Genomic DNA, 24,964 nt, shown 5'->3' with positions numbered 1-24,964 from the left:
AATGAAAACGATGTATTTTGTAACAGCGTTATGTGCAGCTAGTTTATTTACTGGCAATGCATATGGCGTAAAACAAGTAGAAGTGCTCAAGCGCGATGGGCATCAAAATGAGATCCCTTTACTTGATAATCGTTTTCGCATAGATAGCAAAATAGATGAAATAACACTGCTTTTTTTTAGAAAATCAGGTGCACATGCTGTTATTTTAGTGAGGCCCGATGGCAGTAAGTACTTTGCTACTGACTCAGTTAAAAACCCTAACTTAGATTGGTTTGATGAACTCAGCTACGATTTAGTAACCATAAAAAAACCTATGGCAGGTCCTTGGCAAGTAATAGGCAGTATTTTACCCGACAGCAGAATAGTTGTATTAGGCGAGATATCTCTTGAAGCAGAGCCTCTTCCTTCAATGTTGTTTAGGGGGGAGACAATAAAAATCACCGGAAAAATACTAAATGACGGTGAGCCAATTAATACAAACCTATTTAGAGATGTTGTTAGCCTTAATGTTGACTTTGTAAGTACCAACAATGAAAACTTTGCTAACTTTGGCGCAGGCATTCAAGAAGTAGCTGAATTTAAAGACGATGGACGTGGATTTGATGAGCGCCCTAAAGATGGTGTATTTACCGGCGAGTTTACTTTAGATTTCCCTGCGGGTGAATGGACACCAGAGCTTTACGTGGCAACACCTCTGCTGCAGCGTCGCATTGTGCAAAATACAATAGAAGTGCACGAGCCACCTTTTGTAACCGAAGTCGCGTTAGCAGAGCAAGACACAGACGAGCATCTGTTAACTATAAATATAGACCCAATTATTGTTAAGCCAGAAACAGTCATCATCCAGGGAAAAATCTACTATCCCAATAACGAAGAGCAAATGTTTACCATAGATGCTGCTGCTAAAGACTCACGACAACTTAGTGTTAAAAATTATGATTGGGGTAGATATAGTGTTGAACTGTCTGTTTTTGGCACTAATATTAACGGTCGTGAATTTATGGCAACGCTACCAACGTATAAATTTGAGATAGAACGACCCATAGAAGCGGTGCCCGAAATTGATCCTGCAACGATTATTACGCCAGATAAAATGATTGAGAGTGAGCCTGTTGAAGAAAAAATGGCCACATCTACAATTATTAGTTTAATTGTAGGCTGCAATACGCTCATTTTATTACTCGGTTGGTTGTTAATTCGTATATTTGTTCAGAAAAAACCGATTAAATTTAAAGTGAAGCTGCCTTTTTTAAAGAAAAAGAAAACAAGTGAGGGTGATGTTGCCGACACAGAAAAAAATCAAGTCGGTAAAAATGGCTCAAAAAATGACAGATCAGGTGAAATTTTAAACCTTTCGATGACAGATGACTAAAAAACCTATAAAAAAACAAAAAAGCCCTTGACGAAATAGGGGTTGGTTCGTATTATTCACGCCGCTGTCAGGGAGACCTAAACAGCAACGGAAATATGGAGTGGTAGTTCAGTTGGTTAGAATACCGGCCTGTCACGCCGGGGGTCGCGGGTTCGAGTCCCGTCCACTCCGCCATTTTCGTAAAACTTGTAAGTAAAAGCTGGAGTGGTAGTTCAGTTGGTTAGAATACCGGCCTGTCACGCCGGGGGTCGCGGGTTCGAGTCCCGTCCACTCCGCCAACACTTACACAACGTATGGTTGTAAAACATATTCTTATTATGGAGTGGTAGTTCAGTTGGTTAGAATACCGGCCTGTCACGCCGGGGGTCGCGGGTTCGAGTCCCGTCCACTCCGCCAATAAGAAAAAATAACAGTTTAAATATGCGCTGGAGTGGTAGTTCAGTTGGTTAGAATACCGGCCTGTCACGCCGGGGGTCGCGGGTTCGAGTCCCGTCCACTCCGCCAACTAATTAAGTAATAACAAGTATAATGATATCTCTGCGGAGTGGTAGTTCAGTTGGTTAGAATACCGGCCTGTCACGCCGGGGGTCGCGGGTTCGAGTCCCGTCCACTCCGCCAACTATTTAAACAATGTTATATTACAAAATTTGTATGCTGGAGTGGTAGTTCAGTTGGTTAGAATACCGGCCTGTCACGCCGGGGGTCGCGGGTTCGAGTCCCGTCCACTCCGCCAACAAATTAAGTAATAACAAGTATAATGATATCTCTGCGGAGTGGTAGTTCAGTTGGTTAGAATACCGGCCTGTCACGCCGGGGGTCGCGGGTTCGAGTCCCGTCCACTCCGCCATTTGATATCATGATTAAAATTAGTAAGTGCATTACCCCATGCACATACCACTGCGGAGTGGTAGTTCAGTTGGTTAGAATACCGGCCTGTCACGCCGGGGGTCGCGGGTTCGAGTCCCGTCCACTCCGCCACTTGTTATTTCCTCAATAACAAGTTTATAAAATCCTTGATTAAATAATTTAGTAAAACATTCTTTGTCTATAAGCTAAAAAATCGACTTTTTAATATTCCTCTTATTCCTAAATATTCATCTTCTTCTATCTCCATGAATAGTTAAACACTCAGCACTGAATACCGCTCCAGTCTTAAATTGCCCCAGGTGTCACACAGGACGTAATTAGCTATTATCGGGTATAACGGCTAGTTAAAGTATTTACTCGTGCCAGAAGCTATTTCAGCGATTTTAACAACCTTAATTTTTTCATGGGTGGTATGCAGTGTGAGCTAGAGCACCGCTCCAATCATTATACCAATCCGCAATAATACTTAATCATTTTGCGGGGCTAAACGTGTCGCTACCTGTGTTAAAAAATTCTCATTTAGAAAAACTAAATAGCGAATTTTTTTCCTAGCTATCAACACGTTTCTCCATCCTCAAAATAGATCACTTAATTAAGCGAATTGGTATTAGTTGTTTCTCATAACAGAATTCTTATAATGAATAGTCAGTTTAGAGGGATATTTTATGATTGAAGTCATAAGCTTAAATAAGCAATTTTCAGGCAATGTTGTTTTTAAGGATTACAACAAAGTTTTTTCAGATCAAAAGGGGTGTATTGAAGCGCCTAACGGCCAAGGAAAAACGACATTACTGATGATGCTAGCAGGACTTGAAAAGCCGCAAAGTGGTTCACTTTTATTTGCTGGTAGCCGATTGAACACTTCAACAAAAACCGTAGCAATTGCCAGTGACCGTATTGCGTTACCAGATTTTTTAACTGCAAATCAAATTATTGATTTATCTGTTAACACATTAGGTTGCGATTGGCCCCATTCGCTGGTTAACGGGTTTAACTTTAATGCATTTTTAAATACGCGATTCGAAGCACTGTCGTCGGGCAATCAAAAAAATGCCAGCTAATTTTAGCATTAATGCGTAAATCACCTTATTTATTATTAGATGAGCCGAGTGCTGCGCTCGATCAAACCAGTATTCACACTCTTTTAAGCCAACTCGATGCTTATTTGGCTGACAAACCCAATGGGCAAATTATCATTACTTGCCATGAGCCCGCTGTGTTTATTGAGCATGGTTTTAAGTGTGTCTCGCTATGAGTATCATAAGCATAAAAAGCAAACTTAATAAGTATCTCGCGTTTATAGGTTACCGGTATTTAGCGTACACGTTTGAGCTTAAGCAATTGCTTCAACAGCTAAAAAACTTTGGTTTGTTATTTTTAGTGGTGTTGGGATCATCCGCTCTTGGTTTTGTATTATTGCTTTTTTTAGGCTTAGGGAAAATTATAGATAGTGCAGATACGCCTTTATATGGCGCGCAAATGGCACTATTTTACTTGTTATTGCAAAGCGTGATGATAAGCGCAATGAAACTGGCGATTAAAAAATAGTAACCAACGGCTGTTTCAACTTACGATCGCTCACCCTAGCTGGCTTCACCTTGCCGATATTAAATTGTTATTTATCAGCAATGGCTGGCTTATCGCTAGTTTGTTGATAGCGCTTGATCTTACCTTTGAACAGTGGTTAAAGGTGCCGCATTTTATAGTATTTATGTTTATTCAGTTAGGATTAGGCATTGTGTGTTTATACAAACCTAGCGCACTAGTTTATGGTTTTATGTTAAGCGGCCTTTTTTTATTCACTCCCATCAACATATCGCCGCTTATTTATCATATTGGTTTTTCAATCATCTTTAGCATTAGCTTGCTTATACCTAGAGTTAATATAAATGGGCGTGTTAGTGTTCGGTCACTGTTTGGTTTTTGGTCTTGCTACTTTATAAATCACAGCTGGACACTGGTATGGCGTATGTCGTTACTTTTATGTGTGTTTATGGCCTCGACTACGTTAGTCGCTGAGCGTGCTGATCTCGTTAATATACTTGATGCTGTGGCGATGGCTTTTATTGTATTATTTTGCAGCTCATTACAATTTGATTGCGCTAAAATTTATGCACAATATCGCTTGTTTTTTAATACATGCCAAAAAGCACGGACGTTTTATATTAGCCAGTTTATACCTAGTATGCTGTTGTTTTTAGAGACCTTTGTAACTTACAGCATTACGTTTGAGAGATTAAACATTATTTTGTTGAGTTTAGGTTTACCGTGGTGTTTGTTGCAGGTTAATTTTGCACAAAAAAACCAGCGCATTATGCGCTGGTTTGGATTTTTTTTACAGCTGGGGTGCTTGCTTTACTAAATTAGTTAAGCAGCATCAGCTTCTTTTTTAACGCTATTACGTGCGGCTTTGCCTGCAAGTAAGTCAGCAGGGTCAAAGTCATCAACGTTAATAACATCTAAACGAGATTGCTCAACAGCAGCTAGTTTATCAGCCTCTGCTTGGCTTAATATGCCAGCTTCAAGCCCCATTTGCGCTACTTTATCAAGCTGGAAGAATGGCAGTTTAAGACCTTTTTCTTTGCATACACGGTCAAATAATGGCTCAACAGCAAGTACGTCTTTAAGCGTTTGCTCTTGACGACCTACAAGGTTAAGCGGCTCATTTGTTAAGTATACATAGCTTGCTAAACGGTTACGCGTTTCACTAGGTACTTGTAGTAGTTGCGCAAGTTTATGCTCAAGTTGGTCAGTTGGTTTACGAACCGGGCGACCAAACGGGAATAACAATACTTTTAACACGGCACGTAGTGGAGCCGAAGGCATGTTATTAATTAAATCAGCAAGTGCACGTTGGCAATGGTAAAGGTGATCTTGGCAACTCCATTTTACTAGAGCAAAATCTTCTTTTTTACGGCCTTCATCGTTGTAACGCTTAAGCGTTGCAGACACTAAGTATAAGTAACTAAGTAAGTCACCTAAACGTGCTGAAATACGTTCTTTACGTTTTAGTGAACCACCAAATACTGCCATGCTAATGTCTGACATAAGAGCAAGTGATGCACTAAAGCGTGACGCTATACGGTAAAACTCAGCGGTTTCGTCGTTGTACGGCACACTTGTAAAACGAGCGCCGGTAAGAGCAAGCCACTTAGTACGTACAAGGTTCGACATAGTAAAACCAATGTGACCCATCAGCGCTTTATCAAATACGTTAAGCGCTTCTTCACGGTCTTCAATTTCGCACGCACCTAGCTCGGTAAGTACAAATGGATGACAGCGAATAGCACCTTGACCATAAATAATCATATTACGGGTCAAGATGTTTGCACCTTCAACGGTAATGGCAATAGGTGCACCTTGATAGCCACGACCTAAATAGTTATTTGGCCCAAGCATGATGCCCTTACCGCCAAGTACATCCATTGCATGAATAGTTGCATCACGCATTTGCTCTGTCAGGTGGTATTTAATAATGGCAGAAACAACAGATGGCTTTTCGCCTAAATCAACAGCACCCGTAGACATACTAACCGCAGCATCAGAGCTGTAAGCGTAACCAGCTAATTTAGCTAGTGACTCTTCAACACCTTCCATTTTACCTATAGGTAAACGGAACTGACGACGAATGCGGCTATAAGCACCTGTCGCAATAGCAATCATTTTAATGCCACCGGCAGAGTTTGACGGCAATGTAATTGCACGACCAACCGATAAACATTCAACCAACATGCGCCAGCCTTGACCAGCCATATCTGGACCACCAATAATATAATCAAGTGGTACGAAAATGTCTTTACCGCGAGTAGGGCCATTTTGAAATGGTACGTTTAGTGGGAAGTGTCTACGACCAATTTCTACTCCAGGAGTATCCGTTGGAATAAGTGCACATGTAATGCCTGGCTCTTTATTGTCGCCAATTAGGCCGTCTGGATCTTGTAATTTAAACGCAAGTCCAAGCACGGTAGCCACTGGGGCAAGTGTAATGTAACGCTTATTCCACGTTAAACTAACACCCACAACCTCTTCACCATTCCATTGCCCTTTACATACCACACCGTAGTCTGGAATTGAACTTGCATCAGAACCCGCTTCTGGCGAAGTTAATGCAAAACATGGAATTTCTTGACCGCTCGCTAGGCGCGGTAAGTAATGATCTTTTTGCTCTTTTGTACCATAGTGTTGTAATAATTCACCTGGGCCTAAAGAGTTCGGTACACCAACAATTGACGAAAGTAATGTTGATTTACTTGTTAGTTTTTGAAGTACACAAGACTGTGCAAATGCAGAAAACTCTAAACCGCCGTATTCTTTTTTGATGATCATGGCAAAGAATTTATTATCTTTTAGATATTGCCATACATCTTGAGGAAGGTCGGTTAGTTCGTGCGTTGCTTCCCAATCGTCCAACATGCTACATACTACTTCAACAGGGCCATCAACAAAGGCTTGCTCTTCAATAGTAAGTTTAGGAACTGGGTATTGGTGAAGTTTTTTCCAATCTGGGTTACCGCAAAATAAGTCAGCTTCCCACCACGTCGTACCGGCATCAATAGCTGATTTTTCAGTATCAGACATGCTTGGCGTTACTTTTTTAAACGTAGCAAAAATAGGCTTGATGATATATTGCTGACGAAGGCCAGTAACAGAAAGAGGAACTGCGATGATCAAAAAGATCAACCAGCTAATTAAACCAAAAGCACCTGCAAAGGTACCAATTAATAAAGTTATAGCCGAAACACCAAGTGCTGTGTTCCAACTTGCTCTGTGGTAAACCGCAGTGCAAAGCAACGCGATTAGAACCAGTGTAAATATGAGTGTCATTTTTATTCCTTAATAGAGGTCAGACCACCTCACTTAGAGTAGCGCTAGTAACAGTAATTTTCAAGTACATAACGATGTTAAATTGTAGTAGAAAGTAACTTAAATACGATATTTAATTACCCGATAGAGGAACGCACAATAACTATCGTATAGTCAAAGCATTAACCGTAAGTAGTGTTAACGTAAAAATAAATAAATCTAATAGCAAAATGACACTTTTTAAGTAAGTATAGCCGTTATAGCGGGCTGCAAATTAGTGTACGCTTAATACACAAATATAACGCTATTTATTTTAATGTATGGTTTTTAAGGGTTATTTTATTAATGTGTGAATTACTTGGCATGTCAGCCAATGTGCCTACCGATATTTGTTTTAGTTTTTCAGGCCTTTTAGAGCGTGGCGGAAACACGGGACCACATAAAGATGGTTGGGGTATTACATTTTACGAAGGTAAAGGCTGTAGAACCTTTAAAGATCCGCAGCCGAGCTATCAATCTGAAATTGCAAAGCTCGTTAAAGCATACCCCATTAAAAGTGTCTCGGTTATTAGCCATATTCGCCAAGGTAACCGCGGGAGAGTATGCCTTGAAAATACTCATCCTTTTACGCGAGAGTTATGGGGGCGCGAGCTTACTTACGCTCATAACGGTCAGCTATCTAATTATCATGATTTAAAACCGCAGTACTATCGCCCAGTAGGTAACACCGATAGCGAACTCGCTTTTTGTTGGTTACTTGATAAAATTCGTGAAAAATACCCAAAGCGTCCAAGTAATATGGCGTCGGTTTTTAGATACGCCGCTAAGCTTTCGCATACCCTTCGTGAAAAAGGGGTGTTTAATATGTTATTGACCGATGGGGTGTTTGTTTTAGCGTATTGCACTAATAACTTACATTACATAACGCGCCGCGCACCATTTGGTAAAGCAACGTTGATTGATGCCGACATGATGGTTGATTTTCAACAAGAGACTACACCAAACGATGTAGTAACAGTTATAGCTACAAGGCCTTTGACGAATGATGAGCGTTGGCAAAAAATGGAGCCGGGGGAATTTGCATTGTTTAAAATGGGTGAGCTAATTTAGCCCACCTATTTTAAATATTAACTTTAGTTTAATTAAATTTAGTTAGCTTCTTGAGGTTGTTGTGCTGTTGCAGGCGCAACAGCTGTAGGCGCAGTAACAGTAAATGAATTCATTTGAACTTCAAACTGCTCCATACCTTTTTCGCCTTTCCACATACGTACCAGCATGTAATCCATTTCTGGCGCAAACCATGCAATTGCTTGGCGTTTATCGTTATCGTATAAACGTTTTACTTTAATGGCTTCTACATTACCGATAGGTAGGGAGATCATCTCTTTTTCAACAACTTCAAAGTTGTAGTCGCGGCGGTTACCTTTTTTGTCTATAAGCGGGAATGAAAAGCTCGTTTCGCCTTTTTTCAATCCTTCGCGCACTTGCACTTGGTATGAAATAGCATCCTGAAATTCATCAGTCCATTCGCATTTAAGTGGGTATTCGCTAGCGCTGCTAGTCACTACTTTGTTTGTTGTATCAAAATCAATTTTATAATCTTTATCTGGGCCTGTACCGGTGCGGATCATATTGTAATGATGCGGGGTAACCTTGCCATCTTTAAAGGTAAACTTTGATGTTTCTTCACGAGAATCAGAGAAAATCATCCACTCAATATTGCTGTGGTATGTTAGTTCATAAGTATCGTCGCCCATTTTTTTGAGCTCACGAACAGCCTCACCATGATTTTTACCTTTGCGTAAAATATCGTAGTTAGCTTGATATTGGGTCAATTCGCCTGCAATTAGGCTAGTTGGAAGTAAAGCGCCCGCACATAACAACAGGGCACTTATTTTTTTATTGTGAGTAGTGCGCGCCGTGTGCAGGAAGTTGTTTTTTGTCAAGAACTGCATAATCTGCTTCCATAGTAAGTCTGTGTTCACTGAACCACTTGACCACCAAAGGATAAATTATATGCTCTTGCTCATGCACGCGTTTTGCTAATGTTTCTGCTGTATCATCCTTGAGTACAGGTATTTGCGCCTGAAGAATAACGGGACCGCCGTCTAATTCTTCAGTAACAAAGTGAACACTTACGCCATGAACATCGTCTTTTGCATCAATTGCTCTTTGGTGGGTATTCAGCCCCTGATACTTAGGCAACAAAGATGGATGAATGTTCAACATTTTTCCAACATATTTTTGCACTAAGCCAGGAGTAAGAATACGCATAAATCCAGCTAATACAACTAGATTTGGCATAAAAGAGTCGATAACGTTCATTAATTGCGCATCGTACGCTTCGCGCGAGTCAAAATCTTTATGACTGAGCACTTTTGTAGCAATACCTGCTTTTTTTGCACGCTCTAGGCCATAAGCGTCTGCTTTGTTACTAATAACAGCCGCTATATGTCCGTTTATCTCGCCACGTTCGCAGGCATCTATGATGGCTTGTAAATTAGAGCCACTACCTGAGATTAAAACTACCAGACGAGTCGGTGCCATTACTTAGCACCACCTACAATTTCAACTTGCTCTTCGCCAGCTGCTGCATCTTGAATTTCACCAAGGTGCCATGCATTTTCGCCCAAGTCTTTTAGCATTGTTAAGCTTTGCTCAAGTTTGTCTGCAGGAACTACTAAAACCATACCTACACCACAGTTAAATGTACGGTACATTTCGTGTGTAGTAATATTGCCGTTTTCTTGTAGCCAGTTAAAAATAGGTGGCCACTGCCAGCTATCACCTTTAACTACAGCTTTTGCTGAAGCGGGTAATACACGTGGAATGTTTTCCCAAAAACCGCCGCCAGTAATATGCGAAAGCGCATGTACGTCAACGTTTTTGAATAACTCAAGTAAAGGTTTTACGTAAATACGAGTAGGCTCAAGTAAGGTTTCGCCTAATGTTTTACCTTCAAAGTCAGCGCTGGTATCAGCTTTTGATACTTCAAGTACTTTACGAATTAAAGAGAAGCCATTTGAATGAGGGCCGCTTGATGCAAGTGCAATAAGCTGATCGCCTGCTGCTACTTTTGTGCCATCAATAATTTTTGATTTTTCTACAACGCCTGTACAAAAGCCTGCCATGTCGTAGTCTTCACCATCATACATACCTGGCATCTCAGCTGTTTCGCCACCAATTAGGGCACAACCTGAAATTTCACAACCTTTGCCAATACCTGTAACTACGTCAGCTGCTGTGTCTACATCTAGTTTACCAGTTGCATAGTAATCTAGAAAAAACAGGGGTTCAGCACCTTGAACAATTAAGTCGTTCACACACATCGCAACTAAATCAATACCAACCGTATCGTGTTTTTTTAAGTCGATTGCTAAACGTAGTTTAGTACCAACGCCATCTGTACCTGCAACTAATACTGGTTGCTTGTAGCCTTCAGGAATTTCGCAAAGTGCGCCAAAACCACCAATTCCGCCCATTACTTCAGGACGACGAGTTTTTTTAACTACGCCTTTAATACGCTCAACAAGTGCATTACCAGCGTCGATATCTACGCCCGCGTCTTTATAGCTTAGAGACTGTTTTTGTTCGCTCACAGGTTTTCCTCAAAATAGTTGTTTTGGGTTGCTTAGAAACGCGCGTATTTTACAACAATTGCAAGGTCGCGGCTAGCTCAAATGTAATTTTGAAATAATTAACAAGGACACTTGTCCGCTGTCTGTTGTTTAAATAAACAAAAAAACGCCCGTAGGCGTTTTTTTAGTATTAAAGGCGTTAAATTAACAGCTATGCTTTTGCGGTTAATATGGCTCGAAGTGGAGCGGGGTAGCCTTCAATTGTTTTACTTGTATCGTTTGGATCTAAAAAGTCGATTAACGATTCGTTTTCCATCCAATCGGTTTTGCGTTGCTCTTCAAGCGTGGTAATAGCGCAATCTTTTATTTGCACATCTTTAAAGCCAACGCGTTCCATCCAGAGTTTTAATGCTGCAGTACTTGGAATAAACCAAACGTTGCGCATTTTAGCGTAGCGGTCGGTAGGGACTAATACTGTGTTTTCATCACCTTCAATTACTAGCGTTTCAAGTACGAGTTCGCCGCCGGGGCGAAGCTGCGCTTTTAACTGTGCTAAAAAGTCGATAGGTGAGCGACGATGATAAAGTACGCCCATCGAAAAAACCGTATCAAACGCTTTAAGTTCCGGTAATGCTTCAACGCCTAGTGGCAGTAAATGCACGTTTTCGTCTGGGTTGTAGTGTTTAATTGCCTGAAACTGACATAAAAATAAATCAGACGGATCAATACCCACTACAAACTCTGCGCCTTCACCGCGCATACGCCATAAATGATAACCTGAGCCACAACCAATATCTAAAACGGTGCGGCCTTTTAATGGCTCAATATGAGGTAGGAGTCTGTCCCACTTCCAATCACTGCGCCACTCTGTGTCTATTTCAATTCCGTGCACACTAAATGGGCCTTTGCGCCATGGCATCATGCGTTTTAATAAATGCATGGCTTGCTTTTGCTCGCCATCACTCATCTCCCCTGGTGCGCCAATTTCTACCTTAGTAGAAATATCAACGTGTGTTGTAGCCACCTCTGGCAAGTTTTTAAGTACTTTTTGCCATTTAGGTAAATCACCGTGGCTAGCCTCGTTTTGCCAATGTTTTAATTGTGCAGGCAAGGTTTCTAGCCAATGACTAAGTGGGCTTTGTGCGATAGATGCGTAAAATTGGTTAAACCATTGAGACATGGATGACTCTCTTTATTTAATTGCTACCATTGAGCAAAAATTAAAACATTGATACCACACTTGAGTTTGGCTAAAACCAATATCTTGTAAGCGAGTAAAGTGAGCGCTTAGTGTATCTGGGCGCATAACGTTTTCGATGGCGGTACGCTTTTGGCTTATTTCAAGCTCAGAGTAACCATTGTGTCGTTTAAAGTCGTGGTGCAAATCAATCAATAAATTGTCGCATTGCTCGTTTTCAGCTTTAATTTTTTCGCTAAGTAGCAGCACGCCACCGGGCTTTAAGTTAGCGTATATTTTTTCAAGCACGGCTTGGCGCTGTGCGTGTGGAATAAACTGCAGCGTAAAGTTCATTGCTACTACTGAGGCGTTTTGAATCTCAAGCTCGTTAATATCGCCTAAAGTAACAGTAACAGGCACATCTGATTTAAAACCTTGTAAATGTACCTTACAACGCTCAACCATAGCTTGAGAATTATCTACCGCTATTATATGGCAGTTATCGGTGCGAATATTTCGTCGCATGCTAAGTGTTACTGCGCCAAGTGAGCAGCCTAAATCATAAAGATTTGAGTTACTTTGTGCGTATTCACCGGCAAGTTTACCCATTGTACTGACAATCGTTGCGTAGCCAGGCACAGAGCGCTGGATCATATCTGGAAAAACTTCGACTACATTTTGGTCAAAGCTAAAATCTTTTACTTGTTGCTCAGAGGCATAAATACTGTCTTTTATGGTCACGAAGGCAGTCTCTTTGTAAATAATGGCGCTATTTTAACATTTTATACTGGATAGTCAGTGATAAATTCAGTAGCTTGACTAGAATTATGAATAATAAGTATAAAAGAGAAGATTAAATGAGCAAAAGTAAGGTCATCAGCACAGACGATATATTAGCAACCCTTTGTCATTCAGTGACAGGCGTACTCACATCAGCCAGCGGTAATGGTATTAGTTACTCAGCCATGGTGCAAAAAATAACACGTACATGTATGCGACCAGATATTGGCTGCTTTGTTTTATTTGACGGCGGTTTTACAGGGCTTGTAATTACCAACTTTACTTCGCAAGCGGCGATGGAAATTTATGGCGATTACATGCGTAACATGGGAATGCCAGAAGATGAAATAGCGCATAGCCATTTATCAGACGACGTATCAAACGTACTAGGCGAGTTGATGAATCAAATAGTTGGCGACTTTACGTCTAAAGTGCGCGAGCAATTACATACGTCTATTACGCAAAACCAGCCAAAAATGATGGCAATAAACAAGCAAGTGCAAATATCGGTAGATACCACGATGGATCGCCCGCAAGCTCGCCGCGTAACATTCACCACAAGTAAGCAAAATATCTTTTACTTGGAATTAGCGATGGATAAAACAGAGTTTATTAAATTACACGACTTTGATATTGCAGAAGCACTAGACCCAGATGACATAATTGAAAACGAAGCACGTAAAAAAGCGGATAAAGAAAAAGCATCTACAGCAGTAGAGCAAGACGATGCCGATGACGATTTCATGGCAGGCTTAGGGCTTTAAGTCTATTTACGTAGGTTGGGTTGAGTGAAACGAAACCCAACGTTTGCTCTGCTATTAATCTTTAGTTATGAGTGCTCAGGTTAGTGATTAAAATAAAAGCGCGATTTATATCGCGCTTTTTCGTCATGTTAGCTTTATTTGAATAAGTAAACCTACTCTTTAAACTTATAACCCACACTATAAACCGCTGCTATTGGGTTTAGTCCTGCTTGAATGTCGTTAATCTTTTTTCGTATATTTTTAATGTGTGTATCAATGTTGCGATCGGATATGTCGGTTGTGTCGCTGTATACGTTATTAATAATATCTTCGCGGGTAAAAACACGACCTACGTGGCTTATAAATAATAAAAATATTTTAAACTCGACGGCGGTAAAGCCAATACTTTTGCCGTTTAGGCGGGCTTCGTAATCGTCTTTGTGTAATTGGAAATTATTGTGATTGATGATGTTGGTTTTAGGCTGGCTGGTTCTTCTTAGTACGGCTTTTATGCGCGCTATAACTTCTTTAGGGCTGAAGGGTTTGCATATGTAGTCATCGGCGGCGAGCTCTAAACCCAGTAAGCGGTCTATTTCTTCACTTTTTGCGGTAAGCATAATAATAGGCACACTTGAAAAGGCTCTAATTTGCTTACATAGCTCTGTGCCATCAACATCTGGCAGCATTAAATCAAGAAGTATTAAATCTACAGCGTTTTGTTTTACAAAACTAACTACACCTTTGCCGCTATTAAAGTGCTCAGTTTCGTAATTTTGTTGCTTAGCATAGGCAATAAGTACCTCTGCAATGTTTTCTTCGTCTTCAACGATAAGTATTTTTTGTGATGCCATTATTTTAACCTAAAAGTGTCAGCGTTATTTTTACTTCTAGCCCACCAAGTGGTGAGTTGTGCAACGATATTTGACCGCCATGTGCTTCTACTATTTGTTTGCAAAGCGCAAGTCCTAAGCCCGAGCCGCCGTGCTCTCGGCTTCGAGATTTTTCAACGCGATAAAAACGCTCAAACAATTTTTGTAAGTCGTTTGGTAAAACACCTGGGGCTGAGTCTTGTAAAATAAGCTTAATTTTATTAGGTGTTTTGTTGGCAAGTATTATTACTTGCCCACCTTTATGCGTGTATCTGCAGGTATTTTCTAACAGGTTTGAAAATAGTTGCACAAGGCGTTCTTTATCGCCATTTATTATACATTTACCGGCTTTGGCTAAGCTTTTGCTATCTACATTTAATTCACGCTCTTTAAAGCGAGCGGTGTAGTTTTCAATTGATTGCTCAAAAATGCTTATTAAATCAATGCGTGCATTGTTATAGGTTAAATTAACACTATCTGTTTGTGCTAGTTGGGCTAGGTCGTCAACAATGTGACTTAAGTTATCTACTTGGTTTATGAGTAAATTAATGCGCTTTGTGTCGGCTGTAAATACGCCATCTTGTACGGCTAACAAATGCGAGCGTAGTACGGTAAGCGGGGTTCTTAATTCGTGGGATGTGTCTGACACCCATTGAAACCGCATTTGTTGGTTTTGCTCAAGCGTGTGGGCTAAGGCGTTAAAATTGTTGGATAGGGTACCTAGCTCATCTTTACTAGAGGGGATTATTCTGCTGGCAAAATTTCCGTTTGTTAACTCATCGGTGCCAGTTACTATTTGCTTTATTGGTTTTATTAAATGGCGAGATAACACAATAGCCATAATAAATGCGAGCACAATAACGAGTAACGTGATCATAAAATAGTTATGAAATTGCGCTGCTAAAAATGCTTTTGCTGGGCTACTTTGCACAAGTTTTGAAGGGACTAAACCTATCCAGCCTATAACGTTATTGTTTAATAAAATAGGCTCTATATGTGGGTTGTCGTTTAAATTAGCTCTACCAACAACAACCTTTTTATTTTGATCATATAAACTTATACGTTGCCCTGTTTTAAGGGAACCTGCAGGTAAGTGTACCCACAATAAAGAGGGCGTTGCATTGCTGCTATTTGGTTTGGGTGGGATGCTTGTGTGTTTATTCGTTTTAGGCTCGCCTGGCTTTTTTTGTGGCTCTACAATAGAGCGCCATAATTGTGTATTTTGCGTAATGGGTTGCCAACTGCCTAATTCGCTATAAAGCTCAATAAGTTGCTGCTTAACCATTGCTACATGCTTTGTTTCTTCTTGTTCAACAAAGTCGTTAAACCCTGACGAAAAGGTCATGTATATAAACACAAACATAAGCCCAACAAGGGCGATATTAGTGATAAAAAAAGCTAAAAAGAATTTATGTATTAATTTCACTGATTGGCAAATAGTAAAGATCATGACGTTAACGTACCAAGCAGTATTGCATATTGATTATGTGCCTACAATTAGCGTATTTAGGGAGTTGCTTACTAAAATCCTTTTTAAGTAAGCTTTTTAGGTATGTTGGTATTTGGACTAGAACTTTATTTTTGCGGTATCGCCAGCACCCAGTAACTTATATTGTGGTTTTACAAAGCTTGCGTGTACTGCACCTAAACTTTCAGGGAACGATATGGCAAGCTCATCTACTGTTGTAAATGTGTGCTTCGCTTGAAAAACAATTTCTAGGTCGTGCGCTTCGCTGTTGCTGGTGGTAAAAGCGACGCGTTCAAACACGATAACTTGCTGATTTACACGTAAGCTCGTTTTTTGTTTAAGCGCATTTTTTACAAACTCTTCTTGTTGCTCTGCACTTAAGTTTGTAGGCATAAGCTTATCAATATCGCCCATAAGCCATGCTTGCTCGCTTTGCAGCGTTGAAGTTAAATGCTCAGCATTAGTTAATACTTTAACCTCAACTTGCCCGTCTCTTAAAATCACTTGGGCTGTTGTGTTTTTTAATACATGGGCGCTCACTTGAGCGCTCATACTTGTTAAAATACACGCTAGCATTAGCCATTTTAATTTTTTTAAAAAATACATAATTACTACCTTTTATTGAGGCGGTTGACCTTTTTGTTTATTGAGGTTGCTCAATAGTTGCTTTACAAATAAGGGTGTTGTCGGTTTCTAAGTCTTCGGCCCATATGAATTTTGCGTTTTCATCCCAGTTAATATCATCGTAACCATCTTTTGGTCCTACATCGGCAAAGTTGTGCTCTACTGCATTAGCCCAGTTTGCGTTATCAAAGTTACTTTGCAGCCAGTTAGTTGGCGCTTCTTTTGACATAAACGTACAAACGCCTTCGCCTGCGACAGGGTTTGATTCGCTTTCGCATAATTTGTTAAGCGGCGCTTTGTGAAGTATTTCGCATTTAAAGCTTTGATCGCTTACGGCAACTACTTTATTTGTATCGGTGTCGGTAAGTTGCATAATGAAACCGCCATCACCCATTTGCTGATTTTTAGCACCGATGTATTCAAGCCCAGTGTCGTTTTGCTTAAAGTCTTTAATTATTAAATTAAGCTCAATAGGGTAGTTTGCAGAAAACGTAATGCTTTCGGCATTAAATGAGCGCTCTGTGGTTATAGGCACAGAATCTTCAACAAGTAACTGCTCGCCTATGTAGGCTGTAAACCAGTTATCAGCCCATGCATCTAGCTTTAAGTTATGCTTGCCTGTAATGGCAGAATTTGTATTTTGCTTAGTGACTGTAGGAGTAAGGTGATTTGGTTGCGGACCTCTACAAAATGTACCTGTTTGAACTTTGCCACCATTACTGATAGTTTTTTGTTTAAAGCTATAGCAGTCTTTTCCCTGTGATGCAGGGCTGTAGGTAGTAAAGTAGTTTTCACCTTTGTATGAATAGCTCATTGTACGGCTGCCGTTTTCAGAGATTGTGTGCGTTAAGCTTTCAACGCCTCCTTGTGGCGGGCGCAGATCGGCTCTTATACCTTGAGTATCGCCACTAAGTGGTGACACTCTTGGTAATTTTGCGGTATCTACTTCACCTACTAAGCACTGAATAATATACGGCGGCGTAGCTGATGTTTGGTAGCGATAGCCAAATGTGTCATCGGTTTGTCCGTTACATACATCAAGGTCACCTTTGGCAATTGCACTGCCGTCTGGGTTTTTACTGCCATACAGCGGGTAACCATCGTAAGCCCAACCAATAATGGCATCGCTTGATTGGTTTTTCATTGTGTCAATCATACACGTTGGCGATACATGATAATGGTAGTCATCACCTCGTCCTGCGTGTCCGCCACATATATCTAACTGTCCGAGTGCTAACGTGTCGTGTTTTTCATCGTAGCTATTTACGTCCAGTTCACCTTGCGAAGAATAGTCGTATATTGGTACGCCATTAACGGCAACACCTACGGCTGCATCAATTGTTGTTATTGTTTTTGCTTTTTTAGGATTTAGCTTTATAGGTGCGGCGTAGTCTTTAGCTGGAACGGGTATTTGCTCGTTAGTACCTGTAATACCTGTCATTACGTCATGATCAGGGTAAGTAGATGAGGCAATATAAGCATATTGCTCATCGCACGTAACAGATACGCTTTGATCAAACCCTGCATTACTTACTGATTGTGTAATAGCATCACAACGAGGTGATTTTACGTTAGCGGTTAAATATGATTTGTCAGGCTTTGGTTGCTCGTTTGGTGTTGGTTTTGAATCCGGTTTTTGCTCGGCGCTATTAGCGCTTCGCGAGTATTTAACCGTCATACTTGCAGTATCGAGAGTAATATCTTTTACAGCGGCGAGTAATGCTGAGCGATCTACTTTTGTATCGCTATTAAAGGTAACCGGTGCAGATAATGCGTACACAGTATAAGTATAGCTTTTTTCACCCGGGCCTTTAGAGCAAGGTGGCGCGTATTGGTTTAAATCGTTTACGCTATTAGAGCCTACTTCACCGAGAGTTTCGCCTGCTTTAATTTGTGTTTTATCGGCGGCAATATTGTACATGGTCCAATACCAATGCATTCCCTCTGGCGCTTTATGATCCATAATTAACGCATAATATTTGGTTGTGTTAGGTGCACCGCTCCAGTTAAGTGGAGGGCTAATGCTTTGCCCATCGCACGTATAAGTAATAGGCAAGTTACCGCCATCGCTTACCTTTGAGCTTGTTAGAGTAAAATCATTGAGGTTTGATTGTTCAAGTGATTGGCTGTTTTTCTCGTTGCAGGCACTTAAGGTTACACAGCACAGTGCACTGAGTAAAAAGGCATGGGTATTTTTCATCATTTAAAACTCCAAAAATTAAGAGTACATAGAAAGAATTAGCTATTAAGAGTGTAGTTCTCAAATGTAGGGCAATTATGTAGTTTTAAACTTTTTTGTTTTTATTAAGCGACAAGTCGTTAAGTTGTGAGCTGCTTACGTGGATAAGAGATTGGGTATGTGCGCTTGGGCATGAAAAGAAATATTAACTTAAGCATGGCGTTATTTTCACTCAGTTAAATAACGCTAAAATCCTTATTTTAAATAAGGATTTTCACCCATTGCGACGACCACACAAAAAATTCTTAAATCTAACTCTAGCTGGTGGTAACTCGGTTCCATATGGCAGCAAAGTTGATAAAAGCCTTTGTTATGGTCTTTTTCTTTAAAGTGGGCGAGCTCATGTACCACTAACGCTTTTAATAACGGCTCGGGAGCGCGCAGCAAGTCGCTGTTTATCGCTAAATCGTGTTTGCGGGTTTTACCTTGCATTCGATACGTATGTGTACCGAGTGCGTTGGTGACCATATCGCCTTGCTTTTTAAATGCTGCGCGCCCAAACGGTGGCGCATTTTTTAAATATTGTTTTTTAAGTTCGGTTGCGTAGCTATAAAGTAGTTTATCGCTGGTAATAGTGTGTGCTTGCGGATACTTTTCAAGTAAGTAGTCACATACCTTTTTGTTATTTATAAGGCTTAATACTTGCTCAACAATGTTAGCTGGGTAGCCGGTAAAGTAACGTGCGTATTCACTCATTATTGCTTCTCTGTCGTTTTACTTTTAAAAAAGTGCTTGCTGGTGGGCTTCTTTTTCGCCAGTAAATGGGTTTAATGCTTTGTGATTATAACCAAGGTCTTTACAAAACTGCCTTGCTAATAATGGCGCTTCTCGGTTATCTGCCGTATGAAAAAACACATAAGGCGTTTTTCCTTCATCAAGCCATTGTTTTACTTTACTCAGCCACGGTTTATAAAAGGATTTATAGTCATTTTGTAAATCGGCGATAACAAAGCGCGCCATGGGTTGCGTGCTTGTAGCAATGGCATGCACGGGTAAATGCGGCTTTTTTTGCTGTGCATCTATTAGTGCTTCGGTTGTTGGTTTTACGGCAAATAGGGCGCGAGTATCCATCGATATGCGATTTATGTTGTTTGCCATTAATAACTGATTAAGCGCTATTTCGGCTTCGCCCTTTTGAAAAAACGCAGTATGACGTACCTCTACACCGTAATTAACCTCTTTTGGTAATAGGCTAATAAATTGTGCGAGTTTGGGTAAGTCACCAGGGCCAAATGCTTTAGGTAATTGCAGCATGATTTGCCCAGTTTTTTCTAAAATAGGGGAGAATAAGTTAAGCCAATCAGTAAGCTCGGTTTGAACATTAGTTAGGTGCAGCTCGTGGCTAAAGCGACGATTAAACTTAAAAGTAAATTTAAAATCTTCGGGTACGCTGTTTGCCCATCGCAATACGGTGCTTGGCGCAGGATCAGCGTAAAAGCTGGTATTGCCTTCAACAGAGTTAAAGTGTTGTGCGTATTGGCTAAGCATATCGGCGTTTTTACATTGGCTTGAAAATAAATTGCCTTTCCATGCATTACTCGACCACTGCGGGCATCCAATATATAACATACAAACTAGCGCCTTATTATAAAGTGGCGATAGTGTAGCAAATAACAAAACGAGCTGCTGTAAATTCAGGGGCAAAAGCGGCACACGCCCTAGCATCTTAATGTTAGTTGAGTATAATGCAGGGCTTAATTTGATTATTTTTAGATTGCTAGCGGCTTTATTTGTATTGTGGTGACCTGTTTTTTAAATCACACGCCTTAAAACAAATAAGTTTAGCCGTTTAAGCCTTTTATCTGACAGGAAACCTATGCGCTCTATATATTGCGGACAGCTAAATAAAACTCACGTAGATCAAGAAGTTGAACTATGTGGCTGGATCAACAAACGACGTGACCTTGGTGGACTTATCTTTGTCGATTTACGCGATAGAGAAGGTTTAGTACAAGTTGTATTCGACTCTGACATTGAAGAGTTAATGAGTTCAGCTAACACACTTCGCCAAGAATTTTGTGTTCAGTTAAAAGGTATTGTTCGCGCACGCCCAGACAGCCAAGTAAATAAAGACATGGCAACAGGGGAGATCGAAATTTTAGGTAAAGAGCTTAATATTATTAACCGCTCTGAGCCATTACCGCTTGATTTTAACCAAGTAAACTCTGAAGAGCGTCGTTTAAAATACCGCTACCTAGACCTACGTCGTCTAGAAATGAGTGACCGTATTAAATTACGCGCTAAAGCAAGCAGCTTTGTTCGTCGCTTTTTAGATGAAAACGGCTTTTTAGACATCGAAACACCTGTACTTACTAAAGCAACGCCAGAAGGTGCGCGCGATTATTTAGTACCAAGCCGCGTTCACAAAGGTAGTTTTTACGCTTTACCACAGTCACCACAGTTGTTTAAGCAATTGTTGATGATGTCGGGTTTTGACCGTTACTACCAAATTGTTAAATGTTTCCGTGATGAAGATTTACGCGCTGATCGCCAACCAGAATTTACCCAAATAGATATAGAAACCTCTTTCATGAGCTCTGATCAAGTACGTGGTATGACTGAAAAAATGATCCGCGAAATGTGGCAAACATTACTAAACGTTGATTTAGGCGATTTTCCAATCATGCCTTACAGCGAGGCAATGAGCCTTTACGGTTCTGATAAGCCAGATTTACGTAATCCAATGAAATTGGTTGATGTTGCAGATTTAGTTAAAGACGTAGAGTTTAATGTTTTCTCAGGTCCGGCTAACGACGAAAAAGGTCGCGTTGCTGTGTTAACTGTACCGGGTGGCGCTAAGCTTTCTCGTAAACAGCTTGACGATTACACTAAGTTTATTGGTATTTACGGCGCTAAAGGCATGGCGTGGATGAAAGTAAACGACCACACTGCAGGCGCTGAGGGTGTTCAATCACCAGTAGCTAAGTTTTTAAGCGAAGACGTAATTACTAAATTACTTGAGCGTACTAATGCACAGTCTGGCGATATCATTTTATTTGGTGCCGATAAGCGCAACACAGTAAATGAAGCAATGGGCGCGCTACGCGTTAAGATTGGTGTTGATTTAGAAATCACTAACCTTAATAGTTGGGCACCACTTTGGGTTGTAGACTTCCCAATGTTTGAAGAAGATGACGAAGGCACATTACATGCTGTGCATCATCCATTCACTGCACCAAAAGACATTAACGCCAGTGAGCTTGAAGCAAACCCAGCCGCTGCTATTTCAGATGCCTACGATATGGTATTAAACGGCTACGAAGTGGGTGGCGGTTCGGTACGTATTCATAATGCAGATATGCAAGAAACTGCATTTAGAATTTTAGGTATTAACGAGCAAGAGCAACAAGACAAGTTTGGTTTTTTACTTGATGCACTTAAATACGGCACACCACCACATGCAGGTTTAGCATTTGGTCTTGACCGTTTAGCAATGCTTTTATGTGGTACCGATAACATTCGTGACGTTATTGCTTTCCCTAAAACAACACAAGCGTCGTGTTTATTAACCAACGCGCCAAGCAAACCTAACCTTGATTCGTTAGCTGAACTTGCAATAAGTGTTGTAGAAAAAGTGATACCTAACGAAGAGTAATCTTGTTTCGCTTTTTTGAGCTAAATTTAAAAACCCTTAAGTTATATGCTTAAGGGTTTTTTTATGGTTAAATTTATAGCAGAGTGTGTTTTAAACGAACAGATGAAAAGGAATTATTATGTCGATCAATGCAACCTTATTTGGTGAGTTTTTAGTTTTTATTATTGTGCTGTGTATTCCTATTTTTGCTGTAATTAGCTACAAAATAGGTAAGCGTAAAAGTACTATGCCGGGTGTTTTAGCTTTTGTGGGTGGCTGTTTAGCGCTATTTCCACTATTTGCTTTGATTTTTATTGCAGTGCTTGCGCTTAAAAAAGATTTACCTAAAAGTAATGGCTACACGGGTTAAATTTAATAGGTGAATTGTGTTGTTAAGTAACAATAACCAGTATTTTGATGAGCAATTTAATGCTTTGCAGTACGCAGAGCAGCTAACTGAAAACTCTGAGTTTGAAGAATGTATATTTATCGATTGCGACTTTTCAGGCGGGCAGTTTAAAAATTGCCGATTTATAGAATGTAGTTTTAAAAACTGTAATTTATCGTCACTTAAATGGAACTACAGTTCGCTTGAAAATGTAAGTTTTAGCCACTGTAAATTAAATAGCTTGCAATGGGCTGATGTAGATTGGCCAGCGCTTAGTATTAACGCACCGGTGAGTTTTAATTATTGCGAGCTCAGTAATAGTTCTTTTTTTGAATTAACCCTCAAAGCCCTCAAACTAATACACTGCTTTGCCAAAAATGTTGATTTTAGACACGCTGATTTAAGCGGTAGTGAATTTACAGGAACAGATTTTCGCGATAGTGAGTTTTTTCAAACTAACTTAACAAAATGTGATTTTGTAGGTGCTACAGCGTTTAATATAGATTTGAATAATAATGTTTTAGCGAATGCTAAGTTTGATCGCTTTGAAGCACTTAATTTGCTTACCAGCCTTAATATAGAGCTGTGTGATTAATTTAGTTTAATATGATCACATATCTAGAAGCGACAGCTTGGCTGGGCTTCTAGATACTGCGTGACTGCGTAATTAACGGCTTGGGCCATTTTTATTACGTGCACTGGCAAGCTGTCTTGCGATTTCCAATAACGCTGGTGAAATATCTTCAGCGCCATCTTTAATTAGTTTTGTAACGTCACCTGACGAAAACAAACCGTCACGTGGTGATTTAATACCTAACTCACGAACAAAATCCTTCGTTTTACCTGTGCTGCCTGTTTCAATAAACTTAAAAATAATACGTTCATTGTTGTTTTTAGCAGGTGCTTTTAGTGTTTCGATTTCGTCATGTATTGCCGTTAGTTTGTCTTCTAGGATTTCTATACGTTCTTGAATGCTATTGTATGATTTCATTTATTGGATCTTTTACTAAATATATTTAAACAATGGCGGCTATTATCGCATAGTTTGACAATAGAGAATGCAAAGCTATAAAGTAAAAATTATTTTTAATTAAAAACAATAATTTATATAAATTTAAATATGCAAAAAACACTTAAAAAGCTTTTTATATTAAGCGCACTAGCTCTAAGTACATCAGTTATAAGTACATCAGTAATAGGCGCAACAAGCTATGCAAACGACGACGTTATAGCTGATGAAAGCCGCAATCGCACTATTCCTATCAATATTACATTGCCAAGTAACAATGCTAAGTGTACTGAGCAAGTAAAATGCCCTGTAGCGTTTATTAATGCGGGCTACGGAATTAGCCATAATGAATATACGTTTGTTAGTAATGCGTTTAATCAGCGTGGATATTTAACAGTAGCCGTTGCACACGAACTAAAAAGCGACCCTTACCTTAATCGTGAGCAGCCTTACTTAACCACTCGCATGGAAAACTGGCACCGTGGCGTAGTAACACTTAAGTTTTTAGTTAATGAGCTAGCGAGTAAATACCCAGCGTATGATTTTACAAAGCTCGCCTTATTTGGGCATTCTAATGGCGGGGATATTTCCGCATTATATGGCTCTATTTATCCAAACGAAGTTAGCACTATTATTACGCTCGATCATCGCCGCATGTTGATCCCGCGCAATAAAAGCATTCGCGTACTTACTCTACGCGGTAGTGATTACCCAGCTGATGCGAATGTGTTGTTAAACGATTCAGAGCTGGATGCGTTTCCTGTTACACAAACACTAATAGAAAAATCGCGCCATAACGATATGTACGATGGTGGACCAAAATGGCTGGTGGATAGAATGAGTAAAGAAGTAGGGGCGTTTTTAGATACTAATAAGCTTTAGGAACGAGTAACAATGGAATTATATGAGCAAGTAGGCCGTAAATTTGTAACTGGCATTTATACTTGTGATCTCAAAGGTTCAATTTGGACAGAAGCTTTTAAATTTATATTAAGATCATATGACGAGTTACATATTAAAAAAGATAAAGTTCATCTTATTTGGACTGAGAACGGAGGGCAATTAAGGCGTAAGCTTTCAAATGATAAACTCTTACTCAGTGTCTTAAAGTTGACTCTTCCAAAATACACCGGGAAAGCATTGGTACTATATCGTGGTGAGTGCCAATTTTTATATGATCAAAATAAGATTGGTTTCTGTTGGACTCCTTTGCAAAGTGTTGCAGAGATGTTTGGTAGTGATCTAAACGCAATTGAATCAGGAGGTGTTCTCTTAAAAGCTTATGCCCCAGAGTCCGCAATTCTCTCATCACCGAATAAGCACAGTACTGAGCAGATGGAAGAATTTGAGTATACGTGTGATCCTACAGCTTTGGTTAATATTGAAGCTATACAATTTTTTAATAAATTTTAATCAATCTTATATTTAAAAGCATAGCGCAGTGTTAGCTGCGCTATATTAATTTTATGGTAG

Annotated in this window: 23 protein-coding genes, 8 tRNA genes and 1 pseudogene; 19 read left to right on the top strand and 13 right to left on the bottom strand. The window is 40.0% G+C overall.

Annotation, left to right across the window (positions count from 1 at the left end; genetic code table 11):
- Position 1: 1 nt before the first annotated feature.
- The 12 genes and pseudogenes from GQR45_RS18180 to GQR45_RS18130 all read left to right on the top strand — a co-directional run bounded on the left by GQR45_RS18180 (position 2) and on the right by GQR45_RS18130 (position 4,601).
- Positions 2-1,372, top strand: a complete 1,371-nt coding sequence (locus GQR45_RS18180; RefSeq protein WP_165726659.1) for a TIGR03503 family protein — start codon at positions 2-4, stop codon at positions 1,370-1,372.
- Positions 1,373-1,469: 97 nt separating this feature from the next.
- Positions 1,470-1,546: transfer RNA gene (locus GQR45_RS18175), tRNA-Asp, on the top strand.
- 27 nt (positions 1,547-1,573) lie between these two features.
- Positions 1,574-1,650, top strand: a tRNA-Asp gene (locus GQR45_RS18170).
- Positions 1,651-1,691: 41 nt separating this feature from the next.
- A tRNA-Asp gene (locus GQR45_RS18165) sits at positions 1,692-1,768 on the top strand.
- Between the two features lie 31 nt (positions 1,769-1,799).
- Positions 1,800-1,876, top strand: a tRNA-Asp gene (locus tag GQR45_RS18160).
- A 37-nt stretch (positions 1,877-1,913) separates the two neighbouring features.
- Positions 1,914-1,990, top strand: a tRNA-Asp gene (locus tag GQR45_RS18155).
- Between the two features lie 38 nt (positions 1,991-2,028).
- Positions 2,029-2,105 (top strand) — tRNA-Asp (locus tag GQR45_RS18150).
- A 37-nt stretch (positions 2,106-2,142) separates the two neighbouring features.
- Positions 2,143-2,219: transfer RNA gene (locus GQR45_RS18145), tRNA-Asp, on the top strand.
- Positions 2,220-2,273: 54 nt separating this feature from the next.
- A tRNA-Asp gene (locus GQR45_RS18140) sits at positions 2,274-2,350 on the top strand.
- 554 nt (positions 2,351-2,904) lie between these two features.
- Positions 2,905-3,494 (top strand): annotated as a pseudogene (locus GQR45_RS18135) (ATP-binding cassette domain-containing protein).
- Positions 3,491-3,787: a DUF6136 family protein gene (locus GQR45_RS21530; protein ID WP_277344615.1), complete on the top strand. Its 297-nt coding sequence runs from the start codon at positions 3,491-3,493 to the stop codon at positions 3,785-3,787. Before GQR45_RS18135 ends, GQR45_RS21530 begins: the two are co-directional and overlap by 4 nt.
- 10 nt (positions 3,788-3,797) lie before the next feature.
- A complete protein-coding gene (locus tag GQR45_RS18130; protein ID WP_277344616.1) occupies positions 3,798-4,601 on the top strand; it encodes a DUF6136 family protein in 804 nt (267 codons plus the stop codon).
- 5 nt (positions 4,602-4,606) lie between these two features.
- Here the strand turns inward: GQR45_RS18130 and fadE are convergent, their stop codons facing one another.
- Entirely contained in the window at positions 4,607-7,063 is a 2,457-nt protein-coding gene (gene fadE, locus GQR45_RS18125) for an acyl-CoA dehydrogenase FadE (RefSeq protein WP_007586946.1), read from the bottom strand.
- A 324-nt stretch (positions 7,064-7,387) separates the two neighbouring features.
- On the opposite strand from fadE, the gene GQR45_RS18120 reads away from it, so the two are divergent.
- The gene (locus GQR45_RS18120; protein ID WP_165726658.1) at positions 7,388-8,152 is read left to right on the top strand and encodes a class II glutamine amidotransferase; all 765 of its coding nucleotides are present in this window, start codon (positions 7,388-7,390) and stop codon (positions 8,150-8,152) included.
- Between the two features lie 38 nt (positions 8,153-8,190).
- On the opposite strand, the gene GQR45_RS18115 is transcribed toward GQR45_RS18120, so the two are convergent.
- The 5 genes from GQR45_RS18115 to cmoA form a co-directional block, all read right to left on the bottom strand.
- Entirely contained in the window at positions 8,191-8,925 is a 735-nt protein-coding gene (locus GQR45_RS18115; protein WP_007586948.1) for a DUF3108 domain-containing protein, read from the bottom strand.
- Between the two features lie 16 nt (positions 8,926-8,941).
- Positions 8,942-9,589: a phosphoribosylglycinamide formyltransferase gene (gene purN / locus GQR45_RS18110; RefSeq protein ID WP_007586949.1), complete on the bottom strand. Its 648-nt coding sequence runs from the start codon at positions 9,587-9,589 to the stop codon at positions 8,942-8,944.
- Positions 9,589-10,641: a phosphoribosylformylglycinamidine cyclo-ligase gene (gene purM / locus GQR45_RS18105; RefSeq protein ID WP_002959993.1), complete on the bottom strand. Its 1,053-nt coding sequence runs from the start codon at positions 10,639-10,641 to the stop codon at positions 9,589-9,591. The genes purN and purM overlap by 1 nt, the downstream gene beginning before the upstream one ends.
- 190 nt (positions 10,642-10,831) lie before the next feature.
- Complete coding sequence (gene cmoB, locus GQR45_RS18100; RefSeq protein ID WP_007586955.1) at positions 10,832-11,800, bottom strand: tRNA 5-methoxyuridine(34)/uridine 5-oxyacetic acid(34) synthase CmoB; 969 nt, start codon at positions 11,798-11,800, stop codon at positions 10,832-10,834.
- A 12-nt stretch (positions 11,801-11,812) separates the two neighbouring features.
- Complete coding sequence (gene cmoA / locus GQR45_RS18095; protein WP_007378000.1) at positions 11,813-12,538, bottom strand: carboxy-S-adenosyl-L-methionine synthase CmoA; 726 nt, start codon at positions 12,536-12,538, stop codon at positions 11,813-11,815.
- Between the two features lie 116 nt (positions 12,539-12,654).
- On the opposite strand from cmoA, the gene GQR45_RS18090 reads away from it, so the two are divergent.
- A complete protein-coding gene (locus tag GQR45_RS18090) occupies positions 12,655-13,341 on the top strand; it encodes a DUF3334 family protein (RefSeq protein ID WP_007586957.1) in 687 nt (228 codons plus the stop codon).
- 152 nt (positions 13,342-13,493) lie between these two features.
- Here GQR45_RS18090 and GQR45_RS18085 read toward each other — a convergent pair whose 3' ends face one another.
- The 6 genes from GQR45_RS18085 to GQR45_RS18060 all read right to left on the bottom strand — a co-directional run bounded on the left by GQR45_RS18085 (position 13,494) and on the right by GQR45_RS18060 (position 20,089).
- Complete coding sequence (locus tag GQR45_RS18085) at positions 13,494-14,171, bottom strand: response regulator (protein WP_165726657.1); 678 nt, start codon at positions 14,169-14,171, stop codon at positions 13,494-13,496.
- Positions 14,172-14,175: 4 nt separating this feature from the next.
- Entirely contained in the window at positions 14,176-15,534 is a 1,359-nt protein-coding gene (locus GQR45_RS18080; protein ID WP_240920271.1) for an ATP-binding protein, read from the bottom strand.
- A gap of 222 nt (positions 15,535-15,756) precedes the next feature.
- Entirely contained in the window at positions 15,757-16,263 is a 507-nt protein-coding gene (locus GQR45_RS18075; protein WP_165726655.1) for a hypothetical protein, read from the bottom strand.
- 37 nt (positions 16,264-16,300) lie between these two features.
- Positions 16,301-18,484: a YHYH protein gene (locus GQR45_RS18070; RefSeq protein WP_206008707.1), complete on the bottom strand. Its 2,184-nt coding sequence runs from the start codon at positions 18,482-18,484 to the stop codon at positions 16,301-16,303.
- A gap of 231 nt (positions 18,485-18,715) precedes the next feature.
- A complete protein-coding gene (locus GQR45_RS18065; RefSeq protein WP_165726654.1) occupies positions 18,716-19,216 on the bottom strand; it encodes a YgjP-like metallopeptidase domain-containing protein in 501 nt (166 codons plus the stop codon).
- A 24-nt stretch (positions 19,217-19,240) separates the two neighbouring features.
- Entirely contained in the window at positions 19,241-20,089 is an 849-nt protein-coding gene (locus GQR45_RS18060; protein ID WP_165726653.1) for a DUF72 domain-containing protein, read from the bottom strand.
- A 247-nt stretch (positions 20,090-20,336) separates the two neighbouring features.
- Between GQR45_RS18060 and aspS the strand changes: the two genes are divergently transcribed.
- The 3 genes from aspS (at position 20,337) to GQR45_RS18045 (ending at position 23,077) form a co-directional block, all read left to right on the top strand.
- Positions 20,337-22,115 (top strand): aspartate--tRNA ligase, encoded by a 1,779-nt coding sequence (aspS, locus tag GQR45_RS18055; RefSeq protein WP_165726652.1) that lies wholly within the window; start codon positions 20,337-20,339, stop codon positions 22,113-22,115.
- 118 nt (positions 22,116-22,233) lie between these two features.
- Complete coding sequence (locus GQR45_RS18050) at positions 22,234-22,464, top strand: hypothetical protein (RefSeq protein ID WP_007586979.1); 231 nt, start codon at positions 22,234-22,236, stop codon at positions 22,462-22,464.
- A 16-nt stretch (positions 22,465-22,480) separates the two neighbouring features.
- Entirely contained in the window at positions 22,481-23,077 is a 597-nt protein-coding gene (locus tag GQR45_RS18045) for a pentapeptide repeat-containing protein (RefSeq protein ID WP_165726651.1), read from the top strand.
- Between the two features lie 72 nt (positions 23,078-23,149).
- On the opposite strand, the gene GQR45_RS18040 is transcribed toward GQR45_RS18045, so the two are convergent.
- Positions 23,150-23,473 carry a hypothetical protein gene (locus tag GQR45_RS18040; protein WP_010555318.1) on the bottom strand — a complete coding sequence of 108 codons (324 nt, stop codon included), beginning with the start codon at positions 23,471-23,473 and terminating at the stop codon, positions 23,150-23,152.
- A 129-nt stretch (positions 23,474-23,602) separates the two neighbouring features.
- On the opposite strand from GQR45_RS18040, the gene GQR45_RS18035 reads away from it, so the two are divergent.
- Both GQR45_RS18035 and GQR45_RS18030 read left to right on the top strand, forming a co-directional pair.
- Entirely contained in the window at positions 23,603-24,373 is a 771-nt protein-coding gene (locus tag GQR45_RS18035) for an alpha/beta hydrolase (RefSeq protein WP_165726650.1), read from the top strand.
- A 12-nt stretch (positions 24,374-24,385) separates the two neighbouring features.
- Entirely contained in the window at positions 24,386-24,904 is a 519-nt protein-coding gene (locus tag GQR45_RS18030; RefSeq protein WP_165726649.1) for a hypothetical protein, read from the top strand.
- Positions 24,905-24,964: the final 60 nt, after the last annotated feature.

The sequence above is a fragment of the Pseudoalteromonas sp. SA25 genome, assembly GCF_011378705.1.
Classification (GTDB): Bacteria; Pseudomonadota; Gammaproteobacteria; order Enterobacterales; family Alteromonadaceae; genus Pseudoalteromonas; species Pseudoalteromonas arctica.
The sequence above is the reverse complement of the archived record's forward strand: the minus strand, read 5'-3'. Positions and strand labels throughout refer to the sequence as shown.

What these genes read in the sequence shown, in the direction of transcription:
- GQR45_RS18180 (WP_165726659.1), top strand. Translation starts at nt 2, where the DNA reads ATGAAAACGATGTATTTTGTAACAGCGTTATGTGCAGCTAGTTTATTT.
- GQR45_RS21530 (WP_277344615.1), top strand. Translation starts at nt 3,491, where the DNA reads ATGAGTATCATAAGCATAAAAAGCAAACTTAATAAGTATCTCGCGTTT.
- fadE (WP_007586946.1), bottom strand. Translation starts at nt 7,063, where the DNA reads ATGACACTCATATTTACACTGGTTCTAATCGCGTTGCTTTGCACTGCG.
- GQR45_RS18120 (WP_165726658.1), top strand. Translation starts at nt 7,388, where the DNA reads ATGTGTGAATTACTTGGCATGTCAGCCAATGTGCCTACCGATATTTGT.
- purN (WP_007586949.1), bottom strand. Translation starts at nt 9,589, where the DNA reads ATGGCACCGACTCGTCTGGTAGTTTTAATCTCAGGTAGTGGCTCTAAT.
- cmoB (WP_007586955.1), bottom strand. Translation starts at nt 11,800, where the DNA reads ATGTCTCAATGGTTTAACCAATTTTACGCATCTATCGCACAAAGCCCA.
- GQR45_RS18090 (WP_007586957.1), top strand. Translation starts at nt 12,655, where the DNA reads ATGAGCAAAAGTAAGGTCATCAGCACAGACGATATATTAGCAACCCTT.
- GQR45_RS18085 (WP_165726657.1), bottom strand. Translation starts at nt 14,171, where the DNA reads ATGGCATCACAAAAAATACTTATCGTTGAAGACGAAGAAAACATTGCA.
- GQR45_RS18080 (WP_240920271.1), bottom strand. Translation starts at nt 15,534, where the DNA reads ATGACCTTTTCGTCAGGGTTTAACGACTTTGTTGAACAAGAAGAAACA.
- GQR45_RS18075 (WP_165726655.1), bottom strand. Translation starts at nt 16,263, where the DNA reads ATGTATTTTTTAAAAAAATTAAAATGGCTAATGCTAGCGTGTATTTTA.
- GQR45_RS18070 (WP_206008707.1), bottom strand. Translation starts at nt 18,484, where the DNA reads ATGATGAAAAATACCCATGCCTTTTTACTCAGTGCACTGTGCTGTGTA.
- GQR45_RS18065 (WP_165726654.1), bottom strand. Translation starts at nt 19,216, where the DNA reads ATGAGTGAATACGCACGTTACTTTACCGGCTACCCAGCTAACATTGTT.
- GQR45_RS18060 (WP_165726653.1), bottom strand. Translation starts at nt 20,089, where the DNA reads ATGTTATATATTGGATGCCCGCAGTGGTCGAGTAATGCATGGAAAGGC.
- aspS (WP_165726652.1), top strand. Translation starts at nt 20,337, where the DNA reads ATGCGCTCTATATATTGCGGACAGCTAAATAAAACTCACGTAGATCAA.
- GQR45_RS18050 (WP_007586979.1), top strand. Translation starts at nt 22,234, where the DNA reads ATGTCGATCAATGCAACCTTATTTGGTGAGTTTTTAGTTTTTATTATT.
- GQR45_RS18040 (WP_010555318.1), bottom strand. Translation starts at nt 23,473, where the DNA reads ATGAAATCATACAATAGCATTCAAGAACGTATAGAAATCCTAGAAGAC.
- GQR45_RS18035 (WP_165726650.1), top strand. Translation starts at nt 23,603, where the DNA reads ATGCAAAAAACACTTAAAAAGCTTTTTATATTAAGCGCACTAGCTCTA.
- GQR45_RS18030 (WP_165726649.1), top strand. Translation starts at nt 24,386, where the DNA reads ATGGAATTATATGAGCAAGTAGGCCGTAAATTTGTAACTGGCATTTAT.